The sequence below is a fragment of the Nitritalea sp. genome, assembly GCF_054166705.1.
Window position 1 is genome coordinate 468380 of the sequence record NZ_JBSZCV010000015.1, and the last position, 18247, is coordinate 486626.

Sequence of the window (18247 nt, forward strand, 5' to 3'; positions counted from 1 at the left end):
TGTCTTGTACGTTTTCCTTTTTTTATGTTCGTGTAAACAGGAAAAGCTATTTCCCCCTCACAAATAGGTTTTGGCTATTTCTGCGCGTTTAGGTGTTTGCTGTCGATGGATTTAGCGCTGATTGAAGCTGCGTAGTTTCACCTGCGTAAATTTACGCTTGGTATCCAAAGGGAAGTCACCTTTCATCATCCAGTCGTAATACGAAGGCTCCTCTTTCAGCACTTGCGTGATGGGTTTTCCTTTATGCTTGCCAAAGTTAAAGCACTCTTCCCCCTGCTCATTAAAGATAAAGCGGCCTGCCAGGTCCACCATTTTTTCGTTTATCAGCTCGTGGACTTTACGCATATCATTCACGATAACCCCCCGTGTATTTCCGAGTAAGTCCGTGACTTCTTCTCCGGCATAGCGGGCGATTTGGGCTTTAAACACTTCGTAGGTAGCGAGCGTGTCAGCCTCGGCGGAGTGCGCATTTTTCAGGTCTTGACCGCAGTAAAACTTGTAGGCAGCCGTCAAATTACGTTTTTCCATCATGTGGAAAATTTTCTGGGCATCAAGTAAGTTACGCTTTTCGATGTCAAAATCGATCCCGGCGCGCAAAAACTCTTCTACCAAGAGGGGGATGTCGTATTTCAGAACATTAAAACCCGCCAAGTCAGCACCGTGGAAAAATTGGTTCAACTCCTGGGCGAGCTCTTTAAAGGTGGGTGCATCCTTTACGTCCGCATCGGAGATGCCGTGAATAAGCGTGACTTCCGCTGGAATCGGGATGGTCGGATTCACCTTATGCGTTAAAATCTCCTCCTTTCCATTTGGGTGCACCTTGACGATAGAAATTTCCACGATTCTATCCGTAGAAATGTTCGTGCCGGTAGCTTCTAAGTCAAAAAATGCGATAGGGGTTCTTAAGTTCAAGTTCATGCTTTTGCTTGTCGAATTTTATCTACTAGTGGCGATACTTCCATGTCATCAAAGTTCCCCGAGCTCATCAGGAGTAAGTTGCTGTTAGCGTAATCGCGATTCGCAAGGTACGTAAATAAGTCGTCTTTAGTGGTAAATAAGCGAATATCTTTCCGCTTAAAACCGTTTCGCAGTGTCTCTTCTGTCATCATTTGGAGACGTTTTAGGGCCACTGCTTTCGGGTTCATGTAGACGATCGCCTCATCTGCAGCCTCCATGGTATGGGCATAATTAGGTAAAAACGCCTCATTCATACTGCTGTAGGTATGTAGCTCCTGCACGGCGATAAGTGAACGGTCTGGAAATTGCTCTTTCACAGCCTCCACGGTAGCTTTTAGTTTCGAGGGGGCGTGCGCGAAGTCTCTGATGAGCAGGGAGCTGGGGCCTTCGGCCAAAACTTCTTGCCGCTTCGCGGCGCCCTTAAAGTCTGCGATGGCGGCATAAAAATCTGTAGCCGAGACCCCTAAGGTCGCTGCCAAAGCCTGTGCCCCGGCCAAATTTTGCATGTTATGTGCTCCGAAAATGGAAATGGCAGTTTCTCCTTCTGCGTGAAGCAAATGGGTTTTACCCTCTTTAATGCGGTGGGGATGGGTGGTGTAGGTCTGCATCTTTCCGCCCCGGGCGGCAAATTGCGCAGCCAGCGCCATCACCTCCTCATCTCCTTTAAACGCAAACAGGTGAGTGCTTGCGGGAAGGCTTTCCAGTAGCAGGGCGAACTGCCGACGGTAGTCCTCGAAAGTAGGAAAAACATTAAAATGATCCCAGGCGATACCACTTAGGAGCACATGATGGGGGTGGTAGTGTAAAAATTTCGGGCGCGGATCTAAGGGGGAGGTCAGGTATTCATCTCCCTCGATCACGATCAGGGGTGCCTCGCTGAGCTGCACCATGCGCTGAAAGCCCTCCAGCTGAGCGCCGACGAGATAGTCAAAGGCAATGCCTTGGCGGCGAAGCACATGGAGCAGCATGGCGGTGATGGTGGTCTTACCATGGCTGCCGCTAATGACGACACGTATCTTGTCCCGCGACTGCTCGTAGACGAACTCGGGGAAGCTGAAGATGGGGATGTTTAGGTCTTTGGCAGCCAGCAGCTCGGGATTATCTGCGCGGGCATGCATGCCGACGATGACCCCTTTCAGATGGGCATGGATTTTATCCGGGAACCAGCCTTTGGCCTCCGGCAAAAGCCCTGCTGCGGCTAGCCTGCTGCGAGAGGGTTCGTAGATTTCATCATCAGAGCCACTCACCTGATGGCCTTTAGCATGCATTTCCAGGGCTAAGTTGTGCATCACCGCGCCCCCTACGGCGATAAAATGATAATCTGTCGTCTTGTTCATGCGCTTCTATGGATTCTCCTGCAAGTAAATAAGAAATCAGCAGGACAGGAAATGAGCTACCAACAAATACTTTGCCGCAGGCATAGGAATGACCCGCGGTAAGAAGGGTTGCGCTCACGACCTGACTCGGTGGCGCAAAGAGTTCGGGGCATAGGGCGCTCAGCCTCAGTAATGTGCATAACTCGTGCAAAAATTGTTAATAAAGTCTCTTCGAAAGCGTTTACTTTTGTAGGATGATGAATGAGGAAACCCCAAAGCGCCCGATGTCAGTGAGAAGGAAAACGCCCTTTACCAGTACCCCGGTACCGACAGGCAAAATCCCTCCGCAGGCCGTGGAGCTGGAAGAGGCTGTGCTCGGCGCGCTGATGCTGGAAAAGGATGCGCTGACAGAGGTAGTGGATATTTTAAAGCCGGAGAGTTTTTATAAGGATGCGCATAAGGCGATTTATTCGGCGATACTCGACCTGTTTACCGAGAGCTCGCCGATCGACCTGCTTACCGTAACCAATCAGCTGCGCAAAAGCGGTCAGTTGGAAATCGCGGGCGGCGCGTTCAAGGTGGCAGAATTGACCTCGAAAGTATCATCGGCGGCCAACATTGAGTACCATGCACGGATCATCACCGAGCAGGCCATGAAGCGGGAGATGATCAGCATCGCCTCCGAAATTCAGCGCGATGCCTTCGAGGAGACAACGGATGTTTTCGAGCTTTTAGATAAAATGGAGCAGAGCCTCTTCGAGATTTCGGAGAAAAATATCCGCAAGAACTATTCGGATATGCGTTCGATCATGAAAGAGGCTATTTTAGAATTAGAGGCGAAAAAAGGTCAGAAAGATGGGCTTACCGGTGTGCCCAGTGGATTTACGGCCCTGGACAGGGTGACTTCCGGCTGGCAAAAGTCAGATTTGGTCATCATCGCGGCACGTCCGGCGATGGGAAAGACGGCCTTTGTGCTTTCTACCCTGCGTAATGCCGCCGTGGATCACAATCGACCTGTGGTCATTTTTTCTTTGGAAATGAGCTCTGTGCAGCTGGTGAATCGACTCATCTCTGCGGAGGCGGAGCTAGACTCTGAGAAGATAAAGAAGGGAACGCTGGCAGATTACGAGTGGGAGCAGCTGGTGCATAAGACGTCTAAGCTGGCCAAAGCGCCCCTTTTCGTGGATGATACGCCTGCACTCTCTGTGCTGGAGTTGCGGGCTAAATGCCGCAAGTTGAAGGCGCAGCATGACATTCAGATGATTGTTATCGACTACTTGCAGCTAATGTCGGGAGATAGTAAAAACAGTGGAGGGAACCGAGAGCAGGAGATAGCATCGATTTCTCGGGCCTTGAAAAAAATTGCTAAAGAGCTAAGCGTACCGGTCATCGCGCTGTCACAGCTCTCACGGGCAGTGGAAACACGAGGAGGGGATAAACGCCCTCAGCTTTCCGATTTACGGGAGTCGGGCGCCATCGAGCAGGATGCGGACATGGTGATGTTCCTCTATCGACCTGAATATTATGGAATTACGGAAGATGAAGGCATGTCTACTGCGGGAGTGGGTGAGGTAATCATCGCCAAGCACCGAAATGGTTCCCTGGATACCGTCAAGCTGCGTTTTATCGGCAAGTACACGAAATTCGCGGACTTAGACTTGAATGTGCCCTATCAGCCTAGTGAGGCTCTCTACGGAAATAAATTCCCTGCCGGCTCAGGTGGGGGTGGGAATTTCGAATCTGGCAGCATGATCCGCCTGCAGAGTAAGGCGAACGGGGAGGATTTACCCGGAGGTGATGAACCGGCTCCTTTTTAAAGGGTCGGTTTTTTTTGGCGCCTGCCGGCGCAAAATGCCCCGCCAAGCTGTAAAAATGGAAACAAATTGGCCACGGGCAGACTTTTTATGTTTATATTTCACACAAGTAATTTGGAAACAAGCATGAACATACATGGAATCGTTTTAGATCGGAATAAAGCCGATAAAATTGTGCTTCGTGAGGTGGAGCTACCTTTGCTGGGACCTACGGAGGTGCGTGTGGCACTGAAAGCGGCAGCACTAAATCACCGCGATGAATGGTGCCGGCAGGGCCTTTATCCAGGCTTGGCAGACGGAGTCATCCTAGGCTCCGATGGTGCAGGGGTTGTGGAAGCTGTAGGCGCCACGGTGGACCCACACTGGATAGGCAAAGAGGTGATTATCAATCCTGCGCTTGACTGGGGAGCGGATGAGGGGGCCCAACAGAAGACTTTTAGTATCCTCGGTATGCCGCGCCATGGCACCTTAGCCACACATGTGCAGGTGGATCAAAACCGACTGCATGAAAAGCCAGAGCACCTCTCCTGGGAAGCTGCTGCGGCACTTCCGCTGGCAGGCCTTACGGCTTATCGGGCGCTCATGGTACAGGGAGGCTGTGCCGCGGGAGAGCAGGTGCTCGTCACCGGGTTCGGAGGCGGCGTGGCGCAGTTCGCCGCTCAGTTTGCCCTGGCGGCAGGGGCCACCGTATCCACCAGCTCCAGCAGTGCCGAAAAGTTGGCCAAAGCCCGCGAATTGGGTATCCAGCATACCTTTACCTACACGGAGGAACAGTGGGTGAAGGAAGCCTTGGCGGAGACGGAGGGCTTCCACCTGATTATCGATTCCGCCATGGGTGATACGCTGGGCCAACTGATAAAGGTGGCGCGACCGGGTGGACGCCTTGTCTTTTATGGGGCCACACGTGGCAATCCTTCCGGATTTGATGCCCGAAAAGTGTTTTGGAGCCAGTTAAAGTTGATCGGCAGCACCATGGGATCCGATGCAGACTTCGCGGCGATGCTGGATTTCGTGCGCGAGCACCGTATCCAGCCGGTCGTCGATCAGGTCTTCGGAATGGAGCAGGTGGTGGAGGCCTTCGATCGCATGAAGGCCGGTGCCCAGCTGGGCAAAATCGTTATTCGTACTCAAAGATAAAGTTTTGAAAGGCCTGCTTGAGCTCTCGCAAGGCATGGACATCGCCCTGGCTTTCCGCTAAGGTGATGCCCTGCTCATAGGTGGTGCGGGCTTCGGCTAGGGCCTCAGCCTCTGCTAAGCTTGCTGCTGCGTGAAAATAGGTAGGCAGATAGTCTGGAAAGTCACGTAAAAGCAGCCGAAAGGTGTCTAAAGCCTCTTCCTCCCGCTGTAGACTGCGGTACTCGAGGGCTAAAGCATAATAATTAAAAGGATCGGCAGGCTCTGCTGCGATAAAAGCGTGTAGTTGTTCAAGTCGGTTCATGGCGTGCGCGATTAGCAAGCAGCGGCCTGCGGAGGCAAAACCACTGTGGCACAAAGGTACCTAAATTTCAGCCTTTCCCCTGAGAAAAAAGTATCAAATGGATAGGAATCGAAAGAAGGTACCGTGAGAGAGTGCTGAAAGGAAGCGAATCCTTATAAAATTTGTTTTCTAGCGTAGAATGCTCAAAAATAATTTGTGGCAACTTTGGGTAATTCCCCTGGCATTTGTTATTTTTGAAGTACTTGTTGGAAAACGAAACATACAAATTGAGTTTCCGTTTTATCTTTAGGGCGCAAAGCCTTTAGCAGGTGAAGTTTAACAATAAACCACTATTTCATGAAAATTTTAGTTTGTATAACGCACGTTCCGGATACGACATCCAAGATTCAGTTTACGGAGAACAACACGACATTCGATAAGACCGGCGTTCAGTTTATCATCGGTCCCTATGACGACTATGCGCTAGCACGTGCGGTGGAGTTAAAGGAGCAGACGGGCGGTACTGTTACGGTACTGCACGTAGGAGAGGCAGATGCGGATCCTACACTAAGAAAAGCCCTGGCGATCGGTGCAGATGATGCTATTCGCGTAAATGCATTCCCAAAAGATTCCCTTTTCGTAGCAGAGCAGATAGCGGCCATTGCGAAGCAAAACAGCTATGATCTTATCCTGATGGGCCGTGAATCGATCGACTTTAACGGCGGTATGGTGCATGGCATGGTCGGTGAATTGCTCGGTCTTCCGTCTATTTCTCCTGTGATGAAGTTAGAGATCGATGGAAATACGGCGAAAATGGCCCGTGAAATCGAGGGAGGTAAGGAGCAGTTAGAGGCAGAGCTACCCCTTGTTCTCGGTTGCCAAGAACCGATCGCGGAGTGGAAAATCCCAAATATGCGCGGCATTATGTCTGCACGTACCAAGCCGCTACAGGTAGTGGAGCCGAGTTCCGACACGGTCGCTTCATCGGTATTGAAGTATGAGTTGCCTCCGGCAAAGGGAGCTGTAAAACTCATCGACGCCGATCAGGTGGAAGAGCTGGTAAAGCTCTTAAAAAACGAAGCAAAAGTTCTTTAAACAACCCATAATAATCCAGAAATCATGGCAATTTTAGTATATATCGAGCATGCAGATGGTGCCATAAAGAAAACTTCTTTAGAGGCTGTGTCTTATGCCAAAGCATTAACAGAAAAAACAGGAGAAGGAGATGTAATCGCCATCGCCCTAGGTAGCATTAGCGCTGATGCGCTGGCGGAGGCAGGTACTGCAGGGGCGAGCAGCGTGAAGCATGTGGCAGATGAGAAATTAAATGCCGGTGTTATTCAGGCGCACGCGGATGCAGTGGCCCAGGTGGCGAAATCCCTGGATGCCAAAACGCTGGTTTTAGCCAAGTCTTCTTTAGGGGATGCTGTAGCGGCTCGTTTAGCGATCAAGTTGGATGCAGCACTCGTCTCTAATGTGACGGAGTTACCGGATCTTTCCGATGGCTACCGTGTGAAACGCAGTATTTATACGGGTAAGGCCTTTGCGATAACTGCTGTAGAAAAAGACAATAAAATACTTGCTGTAAAGAAAAATGCCATCGATCTCGCTACGGATGGCGCTCCTGCCACAGTCGAAACGGTGGACCTAAGCTTGGATGAAGCGCTTTTCGCTGCCAAGATTACGGCTACAGATAAAGCTGAAGGGGATATTTTATTACCTGAGGCAGACATCGTCGTGTCAGGTGGTCGCGGTTTGAAGGGTCCCGAAAACTGGCATCTAATCGAAGATCTGGCCAAGTCTCTCGGTGCAGCTACCGGTTGTTCCAAGCCAGTATCCGATATCGGCTGGAGACCGCATCACGAGCACGTAGGACAGACTGGTGTAAAAGTTGCTCCAACTTTATACGTGGCTGTTGGAATTTCGGGTGCTATTCAACATCTTGCAGGCGTAAATTCGTCGAAGTATATTGTAGTTATCAATAAAGACCCTGAGGCTCCTTTCTTTAAGGCGGCAGATTATGGGATTGTGGGTGACGCGTTCGATGTTTTACCGAAACTGAAACAGGCACTCGAAGCAGCAAAATAACAAATCGTGGATAACGCAGTAGCTTTAGAAATAGTAGGGGTATCAACAAACAACAGCCAATCGGGCTCATTCACATTGGTTTTAAAGGAAGTGGGTTCACATATCCGCTTACCAATAGTGATCGGTTTAAATGAGGCGCAGGCGATTGCGATCGAGCTGGATCATATCGTGCCGAACAGGCCGATGACGCATGATTTATTTCGCTCCTTTGCGGCAGCATTTCAGTATAAAGTGGATCATGTGCTGATTACAGATCTTTCGGAGGGGGTTTTTTACAGTAAAATCGTCTGCATGAAAGACGGCAAAACCTATGAAATTGATTCCCGTCCCTCGGATGCTGTGGCTATCGCAGTGCGTTTTAATGCGCAAATTTACTGTGTGAAAAAAGTGCTTTCAGAGGCGGGTGTAGAGGTCGTGGATGAGGGTGAACCAGATTCCACTGTGCGGCCGAAGCGTTCGCGTGCGAGCAGCGCTAAACCTAAATCTGGCTTTTCTGATTTCAGCTTGGATAAGTTGAATCAGATGCTACAGGATGCACTAGAGAAAGAAGACTACGAAAAAGCGGCGAAAATTCGTGATGAACTAAATAGAAGACAGGGTTAAAGCCTGTGGCACCTAAGGTGTCCCGATATTCCCACAGTATGTTTACGACATACTGTGGGATTTTTTATTTCCCCGCAGGGGAATGCGCGAATATTTTAGGAATTTCATGTGCTAAAATCCTTAAATAATGGCTTTTATTCGCGCTTATTCTGTAATTTTAACCCTTTAATTCACATCGGGTTTTTTCCTTGGCCAGGCAGTGCCGCCCGAACCAGATAGCAAGAAATACATGGACCTAGTACGAGGACTGATTGGCATCGTGGTGCTTTTAGGCGTCGCCTTGTTGTTTTCATCGAATAAACGCGCCGTCGATTGGCGTTTGGTAGGCATAGGAGTGGTGCTCCAAGTCATTTTCGGGGTGCTGATTACGCAAGTGGGTTTTGTGGCGCAGTTGTTTGCCGGGCTATCCGGAGGCTTTGTGAAGTTCTTAAGTTTCTCTGCTGAGGGGGCACAATTTATTTTTGGGGACTTGGCGACTAACAGCTATGGTTTTATTTTTGCTTTTCAGGTACTTCCTACGATTATCTTTTTTTCCACAGTTTCTGCAGGTCTATACTATTTGGGAGTGCTCCAAAAGGTGGTTTTCGGGATCGCTTGGGTCATGTCCCGTACCATGCGCTTGTCTGGTGCCGAGAGTCTTTCTGCGGCAGGAAATATTTTTCTTGGCCAAACAGAAGCCCCTTTGCTCGTGCGGCCTTTTATCCCCACGATGAATCGCTCGGAGCTTATGTGCTTGATGACGGGAGGCATGGCCACCATCGCAGGGGGTGTACTGGCAGGTTATGTGGCCTTTTTAGGTGGGGATTCGCTCGAGGAGCAAAGCCGATTTGCGGCCTATCTGCTCGGTGCGTCCATCATGAATGCACCTGCTGCGATCGTGATGGCGAAAATCATGATCCCCTTAGAAAAAGGTAGTCTTGTGAACGATCGGCTGGAGGTCAACCAAGAAAATATGGGGGTCAATCTCATCGATGCGATGTCAATCGGTGCTTCTGAAGGACTGAAGCTTGCTTTAAATGTAGGGGGAATGTTGCTCGCTTTTATTGCAGTGATCGCGGCCATCAACTATCTCCTCTCGGGTCTTATCGGGGAGTGGACCGGGTTAAACGCTTGGGTGATGAGCTCCACAAATGGTGCCTTCCAGGGCTTTTCTCTGGAGTATCTTCTGGGGCAGATATTTCGTGTTTTCGCGTGGGTGATCGGCGTGGAATGGCAGGATACGCTCCAGGTGGGGTCCTTGCTCGGACAGAAAACGGTCATTAATGAATTTGTGGCCTACCTAAGTTTGGCAGACATGAAAGCGGCAGATAGTTTAAACCCAAAGTCTGTGGTGATCGCCACCTATGCCCTCTGTGGTTTTTCGAATTTTAGCTCGATTGCCATCCAGGTGGGAGGTATCGGTTCCATCGCACCGAGCCAGCAGGGGAATCTCTCCAAACTGGGAATGCGTGCACTTCTGGCTGCCACGCTAGCCTGCATGATGACCGCTACTGTAGCCGGTGCACTGATCGCTTAAGGGGTTAGGAGCTTGAAGCAGCTTTGTGCTGGCTGCGTTTCGCCCTTTCTTTGGCCCAGGGGCCAAAAAATACACCTGGAGACGAACAGAAAACGTTTTTCTCCAGGTGTTTTTGTTTTGGTGGCCTCCACCGGCGCGCCAGGTGCTGTATTTTACGTCTTTTCGCTCTTTTTGGACGCCGCAATCACTTTGGGGGCCGCAGCCACTTGTCAAAGGCAGTCCTTTAAGTCCCAGAAAGTAGGTGCTTACGCCTGCTCCGTGATGACGATTTTTTCGATTTTATCTCCCTGACGGATGGCGTCGATAACTTCCAGGCCTTCGAATACTTTTCCGAAGCAAGTATGATTACGGTCGAGGTGGCTGGTATTATCTCTGCTGTGACAAATGAAAAACTGGCTTCCTCCTGTGTTTCTGCCTGCATGTGCCATAGAGAGCACCCCCTTATCGTGGTACTGATTGTCGCCTGTAAGCTCACAAGGAATCGTGTAACCAGGTCCGCCTCTTCCATCGCCATTCGGGCAGCCACCTTGAATCACAAAGTTCGGGATGACGCGGTGGAAGGTAAGGCCATCATAAAAGCCCGATTCGGATAAATTGATGAAGTTCTCTACGGCTTTCGGGGCGTCTTTTTCGAAAAAGCTCACTTTCATGAGGCCTTTAGCGGTATGTATTTCTGCGATTTTCATAGAATAAAATTTTATGCAAATTTAGCCTATTTTTCAACCTTGCGAAGTGTTTTTACGAAAACTGTTGGCAGGCAGCTTCTCTCTCTCTGCAGGTAGCTAGCCGAAGGGGGGCTTTTAAAGTGCCCACCGAAGGAGCTGCCGCTTGGCTAGCTAGAGTTTTCAAGGCACTAGCGTGACCTGGCGATGGGGTAGGGGCAGCCTAAAAAAAGCGCCTACTTCTGAGGGAAGTAGGCGCATGCTTGAAGGAGCTTTCTCCTATGCTATTTTATCAGTTAGTCCCGTTAAAGTGTCGGGAAAAGAGTCTTATACCTTCGGTGCACCCGCGAGGATGTCAGCGCTGGCGCCGGCCGCGTACTTTTCGAAGTTTTGGATAAAGGCTGCGCCGAGTTCACGTGCTTTTTTATCGTAGGCTTCTTTATCCTCCCAGGTCGCTCGTGGGCTGAGCACTTCGTCAGGAACATTCGGGCAGGTTTCAGGAATACCTACGCCGAACACAGAGTGCTGACGGTAGCCTACGTTATCTAAGGCTCCTTCTAAGGCTGCTGTGATCATAGCACGTGTATATTTAAGTTTCATACGTGATCCGATGCCATAAGGACCTCCAGTCCAACCCGTGTTAATTAACCATACTTTAACGTCGTGCTGTTCCATTTTCTCGCCGAAGAGCGTCGCGTAAGCTGTCGGGTGAAGGGGGAGGAAGGCTGCGCCAAAGCAAGCGGAGAAGGTGGTTTTCGGTTCTGTAATACCTACTTCTGTACCGGCTACTTTCGCGGTGTAGCCCGAGATAAAGTGATACATGGCTTGGCTTTTATTCAAGCGTGATATGGGAGGGATCACGCCGAAAGCATCTGCGGTGAGAAAGAAGATGTTTTTCGGGATACCCGCACGAGAGGGTTCTACTGCATTCGAGATATGGTGAATGGGATAGGCGGTACGTGTATTTTCCGTGACGGAATTATTGGTATAATCCACCGTGCGTGTGCCAGGCAGGAAGCGTGTATTTTCTACGATAGCGCCGAATTTAATGGCATCCCAGATTTCTGGCTCTTTTTCACGGCTAAGATCGATCACTTTGGCGTAACAGCCACCTTCAAAGTTGAATATACCTTTATCTGTCCAACCATGTTCATCGTCTCCGATAAGTCCTCTGTTCGGGTCAGCGGAAAGGGTCGTTTTCCCTGTTCCGGATAGACCGAAGAAAATAGCGGCATCACCCTCTTTTCCAACATTAGCTGAGCAGTGCATGGAGAGCGTATTACGCTCATGAGGAAGCACGTAGTTCAATACAGAGAAGATCCCTTTCTTCATTTCACCTGCATAAGCGGTACCGCCGATAAGGATCATGCGCTTGGAGAGGTTGAGGATCGCGAAGTTTTTCTGGCGGGTGCCATCCACCTCAGGGTCCGCTTGGAATCCAGGAGCACAGAGGATAGTGAAATCCGAAGGGAAGTCTACCAGTTCCTCAGCAGACGGCCGTAAGAACATGTTATAGCAAAACAGGTTCTGCCACGCCAAGGTATTCACTACGGTCAGGTTGAGGCGATAGTTTGGATCTGCGCCTGCATAGGCTTGGCGGATATAGAGCTGCTTGTCTTCGAGGTACGCAAGCATTTTTTGATGCAGCTGCTCGAACTTTTCTTCTTCAAAGGGGATGTTGATATCTCCCCACCATACACTGTCCGCAGTTTTGCTATCTTTAACAATAAAGCGATCTTTAGGAGACCGTCCGGTAAATTCACCGGTATCGGACATTAAAGCCCCGGTGTCTGTTAACACACCTTCGTTATTCGCTAATGCGTGCTCCACCAGCTCGGCCGGTGTGAGATTCAAAAAAACTTTACCTGCCGTCTTGATGCCGAGGGCAGATAAGCTCTTGTCTGAAGAGTTGAGCTCAAGGTTCTGCGCGATCATATTTTTTTGTTTGGATTAATAACACCATTCAAAGATAGGCAACAATGCTGATATCTACGGGCAAAAAAAGAAGAAATTTGCGTTTTCAATCGATTTCGTAACTGTATTTCGCTAAATTAACATAGTTAAAAAATTCTGTTTAGTTCTGTCTTTTTCATCAATTTATGTTTTTTGTAAGGTGATTTCTTCTTGAAGTCCTCCGTTCATTAAAAAAATGTTATCATTGTATTTTATTGGTTTTTATTAAAATACAGAGTAAGTGGAAAAAATTCCGGATCGTGTCTTAAAGGACGTAGGCGCCGATTTATACGATGGCCCTACTCGTTTTGGTCATCCTAAGGGCCTTATGACGCTCTTTTTTACAGAAATGTGGGAGCGTTTCAGCTATTATGGCATGCGTGCCTTATTGATTTTATTCATGACGACAGCCATCGTAGAGGGGGGATTGGGCTTCGATGATAAAACTTCGGGTGCCATCTATGGACTTTACACTATGGGTGTTTACCTCCTCGCTCTTCCCGGCGGTTGGGTGGCAGATAAACTGCTCGGGCTCAAGCAGTCGGTCTATTATGGAGGGATTATTATCACGATAGGGCACTTTACCATGGCCATTCCGGGACTTTATGAGTGGATTGCCCCTTTAGAAGGACCGAAAACGGCATTGGTCCCTTTAGATACGCTGTCCTTCTACCTAGGATTGGTACTCATCGTCATTGGTACAGGCTTACTGAAGCCGAATATCAGCTCCATCGTGGGGCAGCTTTATCCGACGAACAGCAGCAAGCGGGACGCCGGATTTTCTATCTTTTATATGGGCATAAACATCGGCGCACTTATCGCTCCGATCGCCTGTAGCACCGCTGCTGTATATGACTGGCACCTGGGATTTGGCTTAGCAGGCCTGGGTATGCTAATCGGGCTTTTCCAGTTTAAACTTACTGGACATCATCTTGATGGTGTAGGAGAGGCCGTTACCTTCACAGGTACCCAAGGTCAAGCCGAAAAGAAGCGCATGCAGCGCTGGTTGATAGGCATGGTGCTCGTTTTAGTTATAGCTACAGGAGTGAGTCTAGGTGGTCTTATCCCTATTAATGTGTATGTCTTAGCCGAGTTTTCTAAGTATACCATCCTGACCGTAGCCATTTTGTATCTAGGGTATGTCTTTTTCCTCGGTGGCCTCACGGTAGATGAAAAGAAGAAAGTAGGTGTAATTTTCATTTTGTTCGTTTTCTCCGTCTTCTTTTGGTCTGGATTCGAACAAGCGGGTTCTACTCTAAATCTCTTCGCAGAGCGCTTCACAGATCGAACTGTCTTCGGGTGGGAAATTCCTGCCGGTTATTTTCAGTCGGTGAATAGTATGTTCATCATTCTTTTTGCACCGATTTTCGGGGCGCTTTGGGTGCATTTAGGACGCATGCAACTGGAGCCTTCTTCTCCCTTGAAGTTCGCTTTCGGGCTTCTTTTGGCTGGTGCAGGTTTCTTTGTCATGTACTTTGCAGCTAAAATAGCCGCTGCTGGTGAATTAGCAGCGCCAACTTGGTTGATCATCACCTATATGCTGCATACTTTCGGGGAGCTTAGTCTTTCTCCTGTAGGTTTAAGTTTAGTGACCAAGCTGGCGCCCAAGTCCTACGGTGGACAAATGATGGGAATCTGGTTCCTATCCGTATCACTGGGTAATCTAGTGGCTGGGCAGATTGCAGGAGAGGCTTCTGGAGGTTCTGCTGAGGCACTCGCGAATATGCCCGCGCAATACATGCTGATCGTATATACGCTAGTAGGCGCCGGAGTGGTACTGTTGCTATTCGCTAAGCCGATTCGCAAGCTGATGGGCGATGTGCATTAGCACCATTTGGATCAAATAGGTTATAAAAAAATAAAAGCCTCCTGAAAAGGAGGCTTTTTTTATTTGCAAAAAGGCTTTTAACTTACGCCTTTTGTTTCTTGTCTTCTTCTTCATCTTCCGGTTTTAATACCGTTTTTCTAAAATCGACAGCAGAAATACCTGCGCCTAAGCCGAGGAGGATACACACGATTAGAATGAAAAGCTGTGCACCTGATTCGATCGGAGAGCTGAATATTTGAAGTAACATAGTCGTAAATGCTTTGTTTAGTAAATTTTACGCAAGATAATACAGAAGGGTTACGCCGCAAAATCAGGCATGAAAAAAAGCGAAGTTATTCACCTCGCTTTGTTCCTGGTTTCGCCGCTCGCTTTCTGCTTACCTTTCTTTGGCCTAGGCCAAAGAAAACTGATTCAGAATAACTCGTCGTCCTCTTCCTCCAACTCCTCGTCATCAAATTCCAAGAAGCCATCCTCACCTAAGTCGCTGTCGTCTTCGAGGTCATAGACATCTTCATCGAAGTCCATGTCCATTTCTAAATCCAACTCCTCATCTTCATCTTCGAACAAGTCGAAATCGTCTTCGAATTCATCCATAAAATGTGCATTAAGCGTTAAATACGGCGCGAATTAAGGGAAAATATAGCGTTACACCAATACCTTGTCAGTTTCTTTTTCTACTTTTTTCGAGCTTACCTCTGAGAAGTCAGGAAGCGCTTGCGCCTGTGTCCATGCTGACTCCAGTTGGCGTAGCCACGTTTCCATGTAAAGGAGAACATCTTCTTTTCGGTTTTTTTCCAATTTCATTCTACGCTCGAAAGGAATGTCTGCAAGGACCTTCGGATCCGAGAGGCGCTCCAGGTGCCCCAGCTCATCGAGAGTCAATCCTTCCTCCAGCATTTTTTGGATCATGAGATCCATCGGATAGCCTGAGGTAGGACAGTAGTCGATAAGTTGCTCATTCCAGTCTCCATGTTTTTGCATCGCGAAGGCATGGATTTCACCCTTAGAGAGAGAACAGAGTTCCTGTGCTAGATTTCCACAGTTACAGGCTCCCATATGGCCCCACTGATAAGCAGCCCCTTGCTTTAATTTTTGAATCGTCTTTCGGAATGCGTGTATTAAGGTTAAACTTGCTCTTGCCATGATACTTAATTTTTCATGATAACAAACTAGCCTATGGGAAAGTTTGCCGTTACTTTTTTTTAAATATACAGCTAAATGGTTGGAAGAAAGAATTCGCTGCCAAATGTTTTATACCTCAGAAACGAATAGATCGATTTTGTACATGAGTTTCAGTTTACGAATAGCTTGAGGTAAACGTAGGTTCGTAGGTTTTTAGCGCTGAACGAGGTGCTGCTGATAGGTCTTCACGACTTTATCGGTGCTTTTAATCAATCGTCTCTTTTTTTCTTTGTCAGACTGAACTTCTGTCACAGCCGTGACACGTAGCAGGTACTTTTCTTGCTTCGGGTCGATGAAGTCCACGATAAGCTGCATGAGCTCATAATTCCGCATGCGGGAGTTGTTAAAATTCTGTGGCATCATCATGGGGTTGAACATAAAGGGATCCCAAGCCCACATCCGCATGCCCCACATGGGCATCATGCCAGGGTTATTGATGATTTCCTTTTGTCGTGGATCCTCATTACTACCGAAGCGAATGATAAGATCTGGCTTATCTTTATCGTAACGCAGCCCCGCATTTTCTAGGTGCCGCTGTAGCTCGACGACGATGAGTTCATCATAAAACTCATTATTAAACGCCCGAAAGCCTGTTTCCTGATTGACGATGACAAAACTTTTATACGTTCCGTAGGGAGGAATTTCGGTTTTTTCTTTAAAAATGTCGATACTAGAACAAGAGGCAGACAGCAGGCATATTCCTAACCAAAGCAGATATGTGGTTCTAAACATAAATTGGATGTGTTACAAGCTACATACGAAAAAGGACAGGGGTGATGTTTTGACTCCAGTCACATTTTTAGGATCAATTTCCTTTTACCCCCTAAATATAATGACTTATATTGCCTACTTGTTTTATTTAAGCTATTTCCTATATGAAAAAGTCACTATTGTTTACCTGTATGCTTATGCTTTTGACGGGCTTACTTGCTGCCCAAGATGACAATGCTTCCACCGAAGAGGAAATTCCAGCCGGACAAGACACGACCTACTGGACCTCTAATCTCAGCCTTGGTTTTAACTTTAATCAAGCAGCCTTCAGTGGCAACTGGGCCGCAGGAGGGGTGAACACCATCGCGCTGGGAACCATCGTTCAGGCGAACGCCAACTACGCCAAAGGAAAGTTGACCTTCGATAACCAGTTTGAGTTTATCTATGGGGTAGTTCGAAATGAGGGAGAAGAAACCCGCAAGGCGAATGATCGAATTTTCTTGGATTCCAAGCTTGGGTTACGCTTTTCAGAAAAATGGTCTTACTTCGGGGCTTTTAACCTTATTACACAAGCAGCAGATGGGTTCGATTTTAGAGGAGATGAGCCCGTCTTAATTAGCCGATTTTTTGCGCCAGCCTTCATCACGGGAGCGATCGGTGCGGAATACAAACCGAATCAAGAGTTCGCACTAAGACTTTCGCCCTTCTCTCCGCGTTTAACGGTAGTACGGGATGCCACGCTCTTTCAAACTTTCCCTGCTAACTATGGCGTGGAGCCCGGCAGAAGGTTACGGACTGAATTTGCAGCTGCACAGATTTTCTTGACCTACAACAAGAAAATTTCGGATAACTTACGTATCCAGACCCGTTACCAAATGTTTGCCAACTATGAGACGCTTTCGCTTCAGAAAATCGATCATAGACTTGATCTGACTATTATCGCGAATATCACAAAATACGTGGATGTCACCTTTACCAGTATTAATGTTTATGATTTCGATGTAGATCCGGACATTCAGTTTTCGCAGGCCTTAGCTTTAGGTTTACTCTTTAAGGTTTCGAATAAATAAGGCGAACTGACGATTTTGGAGACAAAAATATTTTGAAATTCTTTTTTTATAATTATTTTTGTTATAATTGTGGTAGTTAAATAATAGTTGGTTTAGTTTTCAGATAAAGGCAGAGGAGTTTTCTCTGCTTTTTTTTGGGGCTAAACGACAAAAAAAGGGATGCGTATCGCCTCCCTTCTCTGTGCCACTGTTTCGATTCTTTTTTTACCCTTTGATACTCAGTACGGGGAAATCTACTTGGGCGATGAGGTTTTCGGTTATACTTGGGGAGAAGTATTGTCTCAAGTCTGATTTACCTGAAGTAATGACAGCGACCGCATCATATCGTCCTTTTTCGACGAAGTAGGCTATTCCTCTTTCCTCCTTAAAGGCGTCTATAATATGCAGGGTATGCGCATACTGGCCAAAGCGTGTCGTGAAATCCGCAGCTAAGGCCTCGATATCGCGCGTTTCCATAAAGTGATTTGGGGTATTTACGAAAAGCAAGTCCATTTTTACGTGTAAGGCCTCTAAAACTTTCTCAAGGCGACTAAAGGCAGGCCCAGAAGCCTCTCGTAGATCAGTGGCGATGCAGACACGTTCTAAGTTGCTCTCTGTGCTATCTTCCTTAACGACCAAGACAGGCACTTGAAGCCTTCTGAGCACACTGTAGGTGTTCGTGCCGAGCACATGCTCCTTGAAGCCGTAACTGCCATGCGAGCCCATTACGACGAGGTCTGCCTGTTCTGCTTCGATGAAGGTGTAAATTTTATCTTTTCCAGAATTGGTCTTTAGCTGTGTTTCTACCTGCACGCCTGCTTCGGCCACCGTCTTTCGCAGGCCTTCTAACTTTTCTGCCGCTAGGTTTAAGTCTGCCTCCACCTCTGCGTAATGGCTGCGCTGGCTAGCATCTAACTTTTCCCAGTGCATCGGAACATGCATAACATGTACTAAGAGTAGAGCAGCGTCTAACTTCTTGGCTAAAGGAGTGGCAAAGCTTAGTGCTTTCAAGGAAAAAGTAGAAAAGTCTACTGGAACTACTAATTTAATCATGAGCTATTGGGTTAGTTTGTGATAGGCTGAAACCGTTCTCCTACAAAGATAGGCTAAAGAGCAGCGTAAAAATCCTGATGGAGATCAGTTAAAAATAC

18 protein-coding genes are annotated in these 18247 nt (G+C 47.9%); 8 read left to right on the plus strand and 10 right to left on the minus strand.

Going from position 1 to position 18247, the window contains the following annotated elements; translation table 11 throughout:
* Positions 1-111: 111 nt before the first annotated feature.
* Together ACXIT9_RS11965 and ACXIT9_RS11970 are read right to left on the minus strand one after the other, a co-directional pair.
* Positions 112-918 (minus strand): exonuclease domain-containing protein, encoded by an 807-nt coding sequence (locus ACXIT9_RS11965; RefSeq protein WP_458056464.1) that lies wholly within the window; start codon positions 916-918, stop codon positions 112-114.
* Complete coding sequence (locus tag ACXIT9_RS11970) at positions 915-2294, minus strand: UDP-N-acetylmuramate--L-alanine ligase (RefSeq protein WP_458056465.1); 1380 nt, start codon at positions 2292-2294, stop codon at positions 915-917. Before ACXIT9_RS11970 ends, ACXIT9_RS11965 begins: the two co-directional genes overlap by 4 nt.
* Positions 2295-2557: 263 nt before the next feature.
* Between ACXIT9_RS11970 and dnaB the strand changes: the two genes are divergently transcribed.
* Positions 2558-4090 carry a replicative DNA helicase gene (gene dnaB, locus ACXIT9_RS11975; protein WP_458056508.1) on the plus strand — a complete coding sequence of 511 codons (1533 nt, stop codon included), beginning with the start codon at positions 2558-2560 and terminating at the stop codon, positions 4088-4090.
* A gap of 129 nt (positions 4091-4219) precedes the next feature.
* The gene (locus ACXIT9_RS11980) at positions 4220-5224 is read left to right on the plus strand and encodes a zinc-binding dehydrogenase (protein ID WP_458056509.1); all 1005 of its coding nucleotides are present in this window, start codon (positions 4220-4222) and stop codon (positions 5222-5224) included.
* Here the strand turns inward: ACXIT9_RS11980 and ACXIT9_RS11985 are convergent.
* A complete protein-coding gene (locus ACXIT9_RS11985) occupies positions 5205-5525 on the minus strand; it encodes a tetratricopeptide repeat protein (protein WP_458056466.1) in 321 nt (106 codons plus the stop codon). The two genes, ACXIT9_RS11980 and ACXIT9_RS11985, sit on opposite strands and share 20 nt — an antisense overlap.
* Positions 5526-5861: 336 nt before the next feature.
* On the opposite strand from ACXIT9_RS11985, the gene ACXIT9_RS11990 reads away from it, so the two are divergent.
* The 4 genes from ACXIT9_RS11990 (at position 5862) to ACXIT9_RS12005 (ending at position 9711) form a co-directional block, all read left to right on the plus strand.
* Complete coding sequence (locus ACXIT9_RS11990) at positions 5862-6599, plus strand: electron transfer flavoprotein subunit beta/FixA family protein (RefSeq protein WP_458056467.1); 738 nt, start codon at positions 5862-5864, stop codon at positions 6597-6599.
* Between the two features lie 24 nt (positions 6600-6623).
* The gene (locus ACXIT9_RS11995) at positions 6624-7592 is read left to right on the plus strand and encodes an electron transfer flavoprotein subunit alpha/FixB family protein (protein WP_458056468.1); all 969 of its coding nucleotides are present in this window, start codon (positions 6624-6626) and stop codon (positions 7590-7592) included.
* A gap of 6 nt (positions 7593-7598) precedes the next feature.
* Entirely contained in the window at positions 7599-8195 is a 597-nt protein-coding gene (locus ACXIT9_RS12000) for a bifunctional nuclease domain-containing protein (protein WP_458056469.1), read from the plus strand.
* A 229-nt stretch (positions 8196-8424) separates the two neighbouring features.
* Complete coding sequence (locus ACXIT9_RS12005) at positions 8425-9711, plus strand: NupC/NupG family nucleoside CNT transporter (protein WP_458056470.1); 1287 nt, start codon at positions 8425-8427, stop codon at positions 9709-9711.
* Between the two features lie 245 nt (positions 9712-9956).
* Here ACXIT9_RS12005 and ACXIT9_RS12010 read toward each other — a convergent pair whose 3' ends face one another.
* Together ACXIT9_RS12010 and pckA are read right to left on the minus strand one after the other, a co-directional pair.
* On the minus strand, positions 9957-10397 hold the full coding sequence (locus tag ACXIT9_RS12010; RefSeq protein ID WP_458056471.1) for a peptidylprolyl isomerase: 441 nt from the start codon (positions 10395-10397) through the stop codon (positions 9957-9959).
* Positions 10398-10700: 303 nt separating this feature from the next.
* On the minus strand, positions 10701-12308 hold the full coding sequence (gene pckA, locus ACXIT9_RS12015) for a phosphoenolpyruvate carboxykinase (ATP) (protein WP_458056472.1): 1608 nt from the start codon (positions 12306-12308) through the stop codon (positions 10701-10703).
* A gap of 346 nt (positions 12309-12654) precedes the next feature.
* Between pckA and ACXIT9_RS12020 the strand changes: the two genes are divergently transcribed.
* On the plus strand, positions 12655-14154 hold the full coding sequence (locus ACXIT9_RS12020; protein WP_458056510.1) for a peptide MFS transporter: 1500 nt from the start codon (positions 12655-12657) through the stop codon (positions 14152-14154).
* Positions 14155-14236: 82 nt separating this feature from the next.
* Here ACXIT9_RS12020 and ACXIT9_RS12025 read toward each other — a convergent pair whose 3' ends face one another.
* The 4 genes from ACXIT9_RS12025 to ACXIT9_RS12040 form a co-directional block, all read right to left on the minus strand.
* A complete protein-coding gene (locus ACXIT9_RS12025) occupies positions 14237-14401 on the minus strand; it encodes a hypothetical protein (protein ID WP_458056473.1) in 165 nt (54 codons plus the stop codon).
* A 164-nt stretch (positions 14402-14565) separates the two neighbouring features.
* Entirely contained in the window at positions 14566-14748 is a 183-nt protein-coding gene (locus ACXIT9_RS12030; RefSeq protein ID WP_458056474.1) for a hypothetical protein, read from the minus strand.
* 51 nt (positions 14749-14799) lie between these two features.
* On the minus strand, positions 14800-15297 hold the full coding sequence (locus ACXIT9_RS12035; RefSeq protein ID WP_458056475.1) for a hypothetical protein: 498 nt from the start codon (positions 15295-15297) through the stop codon (positions 14800-14802).
* A gap of 192 nt (positions 15298-15489) precedes the next feature.
* Positions 15490-16068 (minus strand): DUF4136 domain-containing protein, encoded by a 579-nt coding sequence (locus ACXIT9_RS12040; protein ID WP_458056476.1) that lies wholly within the window; start codon positions 16066-16068, stop codon positions 15490-15492.
* Between the two features lie 143 nt (positions 16069-16211).
* On the opposite strand from ACXIT9_RS12040, the gene ACXIT9_RS12045 reads away from it, so the two are divergent.
* The gene (locus ACXIT9_RS12045; RefSeq protein WP_458056477.1) at positions 16212-17117 is read left to right on the plus strand and encodes a DUF3078 domain-containing protein; all 906 of its coding nucleotides are present in this window, start codon (positions 16212-16214) and stop codon (positions 17115-17117) included.
* Between the two features lie 204 nt (positions 17118-17321).
* Here ACXIT9_RS12045 and ACXIT9_RS12050 read toward each other — a convergent pair whose 3' ends face one another.
* A complete protein-coding gene (locus ACXIT9_RS12050) occupies positions 17322-18149 on the minus strand; it encodes a universal stress protein (protein ID WP_458056478.1) in 828 nt (275 codons plus the stop codon).
* Positions 18150-18247 lie beyond the last annotated feature (98 nt).

Bases quoted from the DNA above. Each gene is read 5' to 3' on its own strand.
- ACXIT9_RS11965 (WP_458056464.1), bottom strand. From the start codon at position 918: ATGAACTTGAACTTAAGAACCCCTATCGCATTTTTTGACTTAGAAGCT.
- ACXIT9_RS11970 (WP_458056465.1), bottom strand. From the start codon at position 2,294: ATGAACAAGACGACAGATTATCATTTTATCGCCGTAGGGGGCGCGGTG.
- dnaB (WP_458056508.1), top strand. From the start codon at position 2,558: ATGTCAGTGAGAAGGAAAACGCCCTTTACCAGTACCCCGGTACCGACA.
- ACXIT9_RS11985 (WP_458056466.1), bottom strand. From the start codon at position 5,525: ATGAACCGACTTGAACAACTACACGCTTTTATCGCAGCAGAGCCTGCC.
- ACXIT9_RS11990 (WP_458056467.1), top strand. From the start codon at position 5,862: ATGAAAATTTTAGTTTGTATAACGCACGTTCCGGATACGACATCCAAG.
- ACXIT9_RS11995 (WP_458056468.1), top strand. From the start codon at position 6,624: ATGGCAATTTTAGTATATATCGAGCATGCAGATGGTGCCATAAAGAAA.
- ACXIT9_RS12005 (WP_458056470.1), top strand. From the start codon at position 8,425: ATGGACCTAGTACGAGGACTGATTGGCATCGTGGTGCTTTTAGGCGTC.
- ACXIT9_RS12010 (WP_458056471.1), bottom strand. From the start codon at position 10,397: ATGAAAATCGCAGAAATACATACCGCTAAAGGCCTCATGAAAGTGAGC.
- pckA (WP_458056472.1), bottom strand. From the start codon at position 12,308: ATGATCGCGCAGAACCTTGAGCTCAACTCTTCAGACAAGAGCTTATCT.
- ACXIT9_RS12020 (WP_458056510.1), top strand. From the start codon at position 12,655: ATGACGCTCTTTTTTACAGAAATGTGGGAGCGTTTCAGCTATTATGGC.
- ACXIT9_RS12025 (WP_458056473.1), bottom strand. From the start codon at position 14,401: ATGTTACTTCAAATATTCAGCTCTCCGATCGAATCAGGTGCACAGCTT.
- ACXIT9_RS12030 (WP_458056474.1), bottom strand. From the start codon at position 14,748: ATGGATGAATTCGAAGACGATTTCGACTTGTTCGAAGATGAAGATGAG.
- ACXIT9_RS12035 (WP_458056475.1), bottom strand. From the start codon at position 15,297: ATGGCAAGAGCAAGTTTAACCTTAATACACGCATTCCGAAAGACGATT.
- ACXIT9_RS12040 (WP_458056476.1), bottom strand. From the start codon at position 16,068: ATGTTTAGAACCACATATCTGCTTTGGTTAGGAATATGCCTGCTGTCT.
- ACXIT9_RS12045 (WP_458056477.1), top strand. From the start codon at position 16,212: ATGAAAAAGTCACTATTGTTTACCTGTATGCTTATGCTTTTGACGGGC.
- ACXIT9_RS12050 (WP_458056478.1), bottom strand. From the start codon at position 18,149: ATGATTAAATTAGTAGTTCCAGTAGACTTTTCTACTTTTTCCTTGAAA.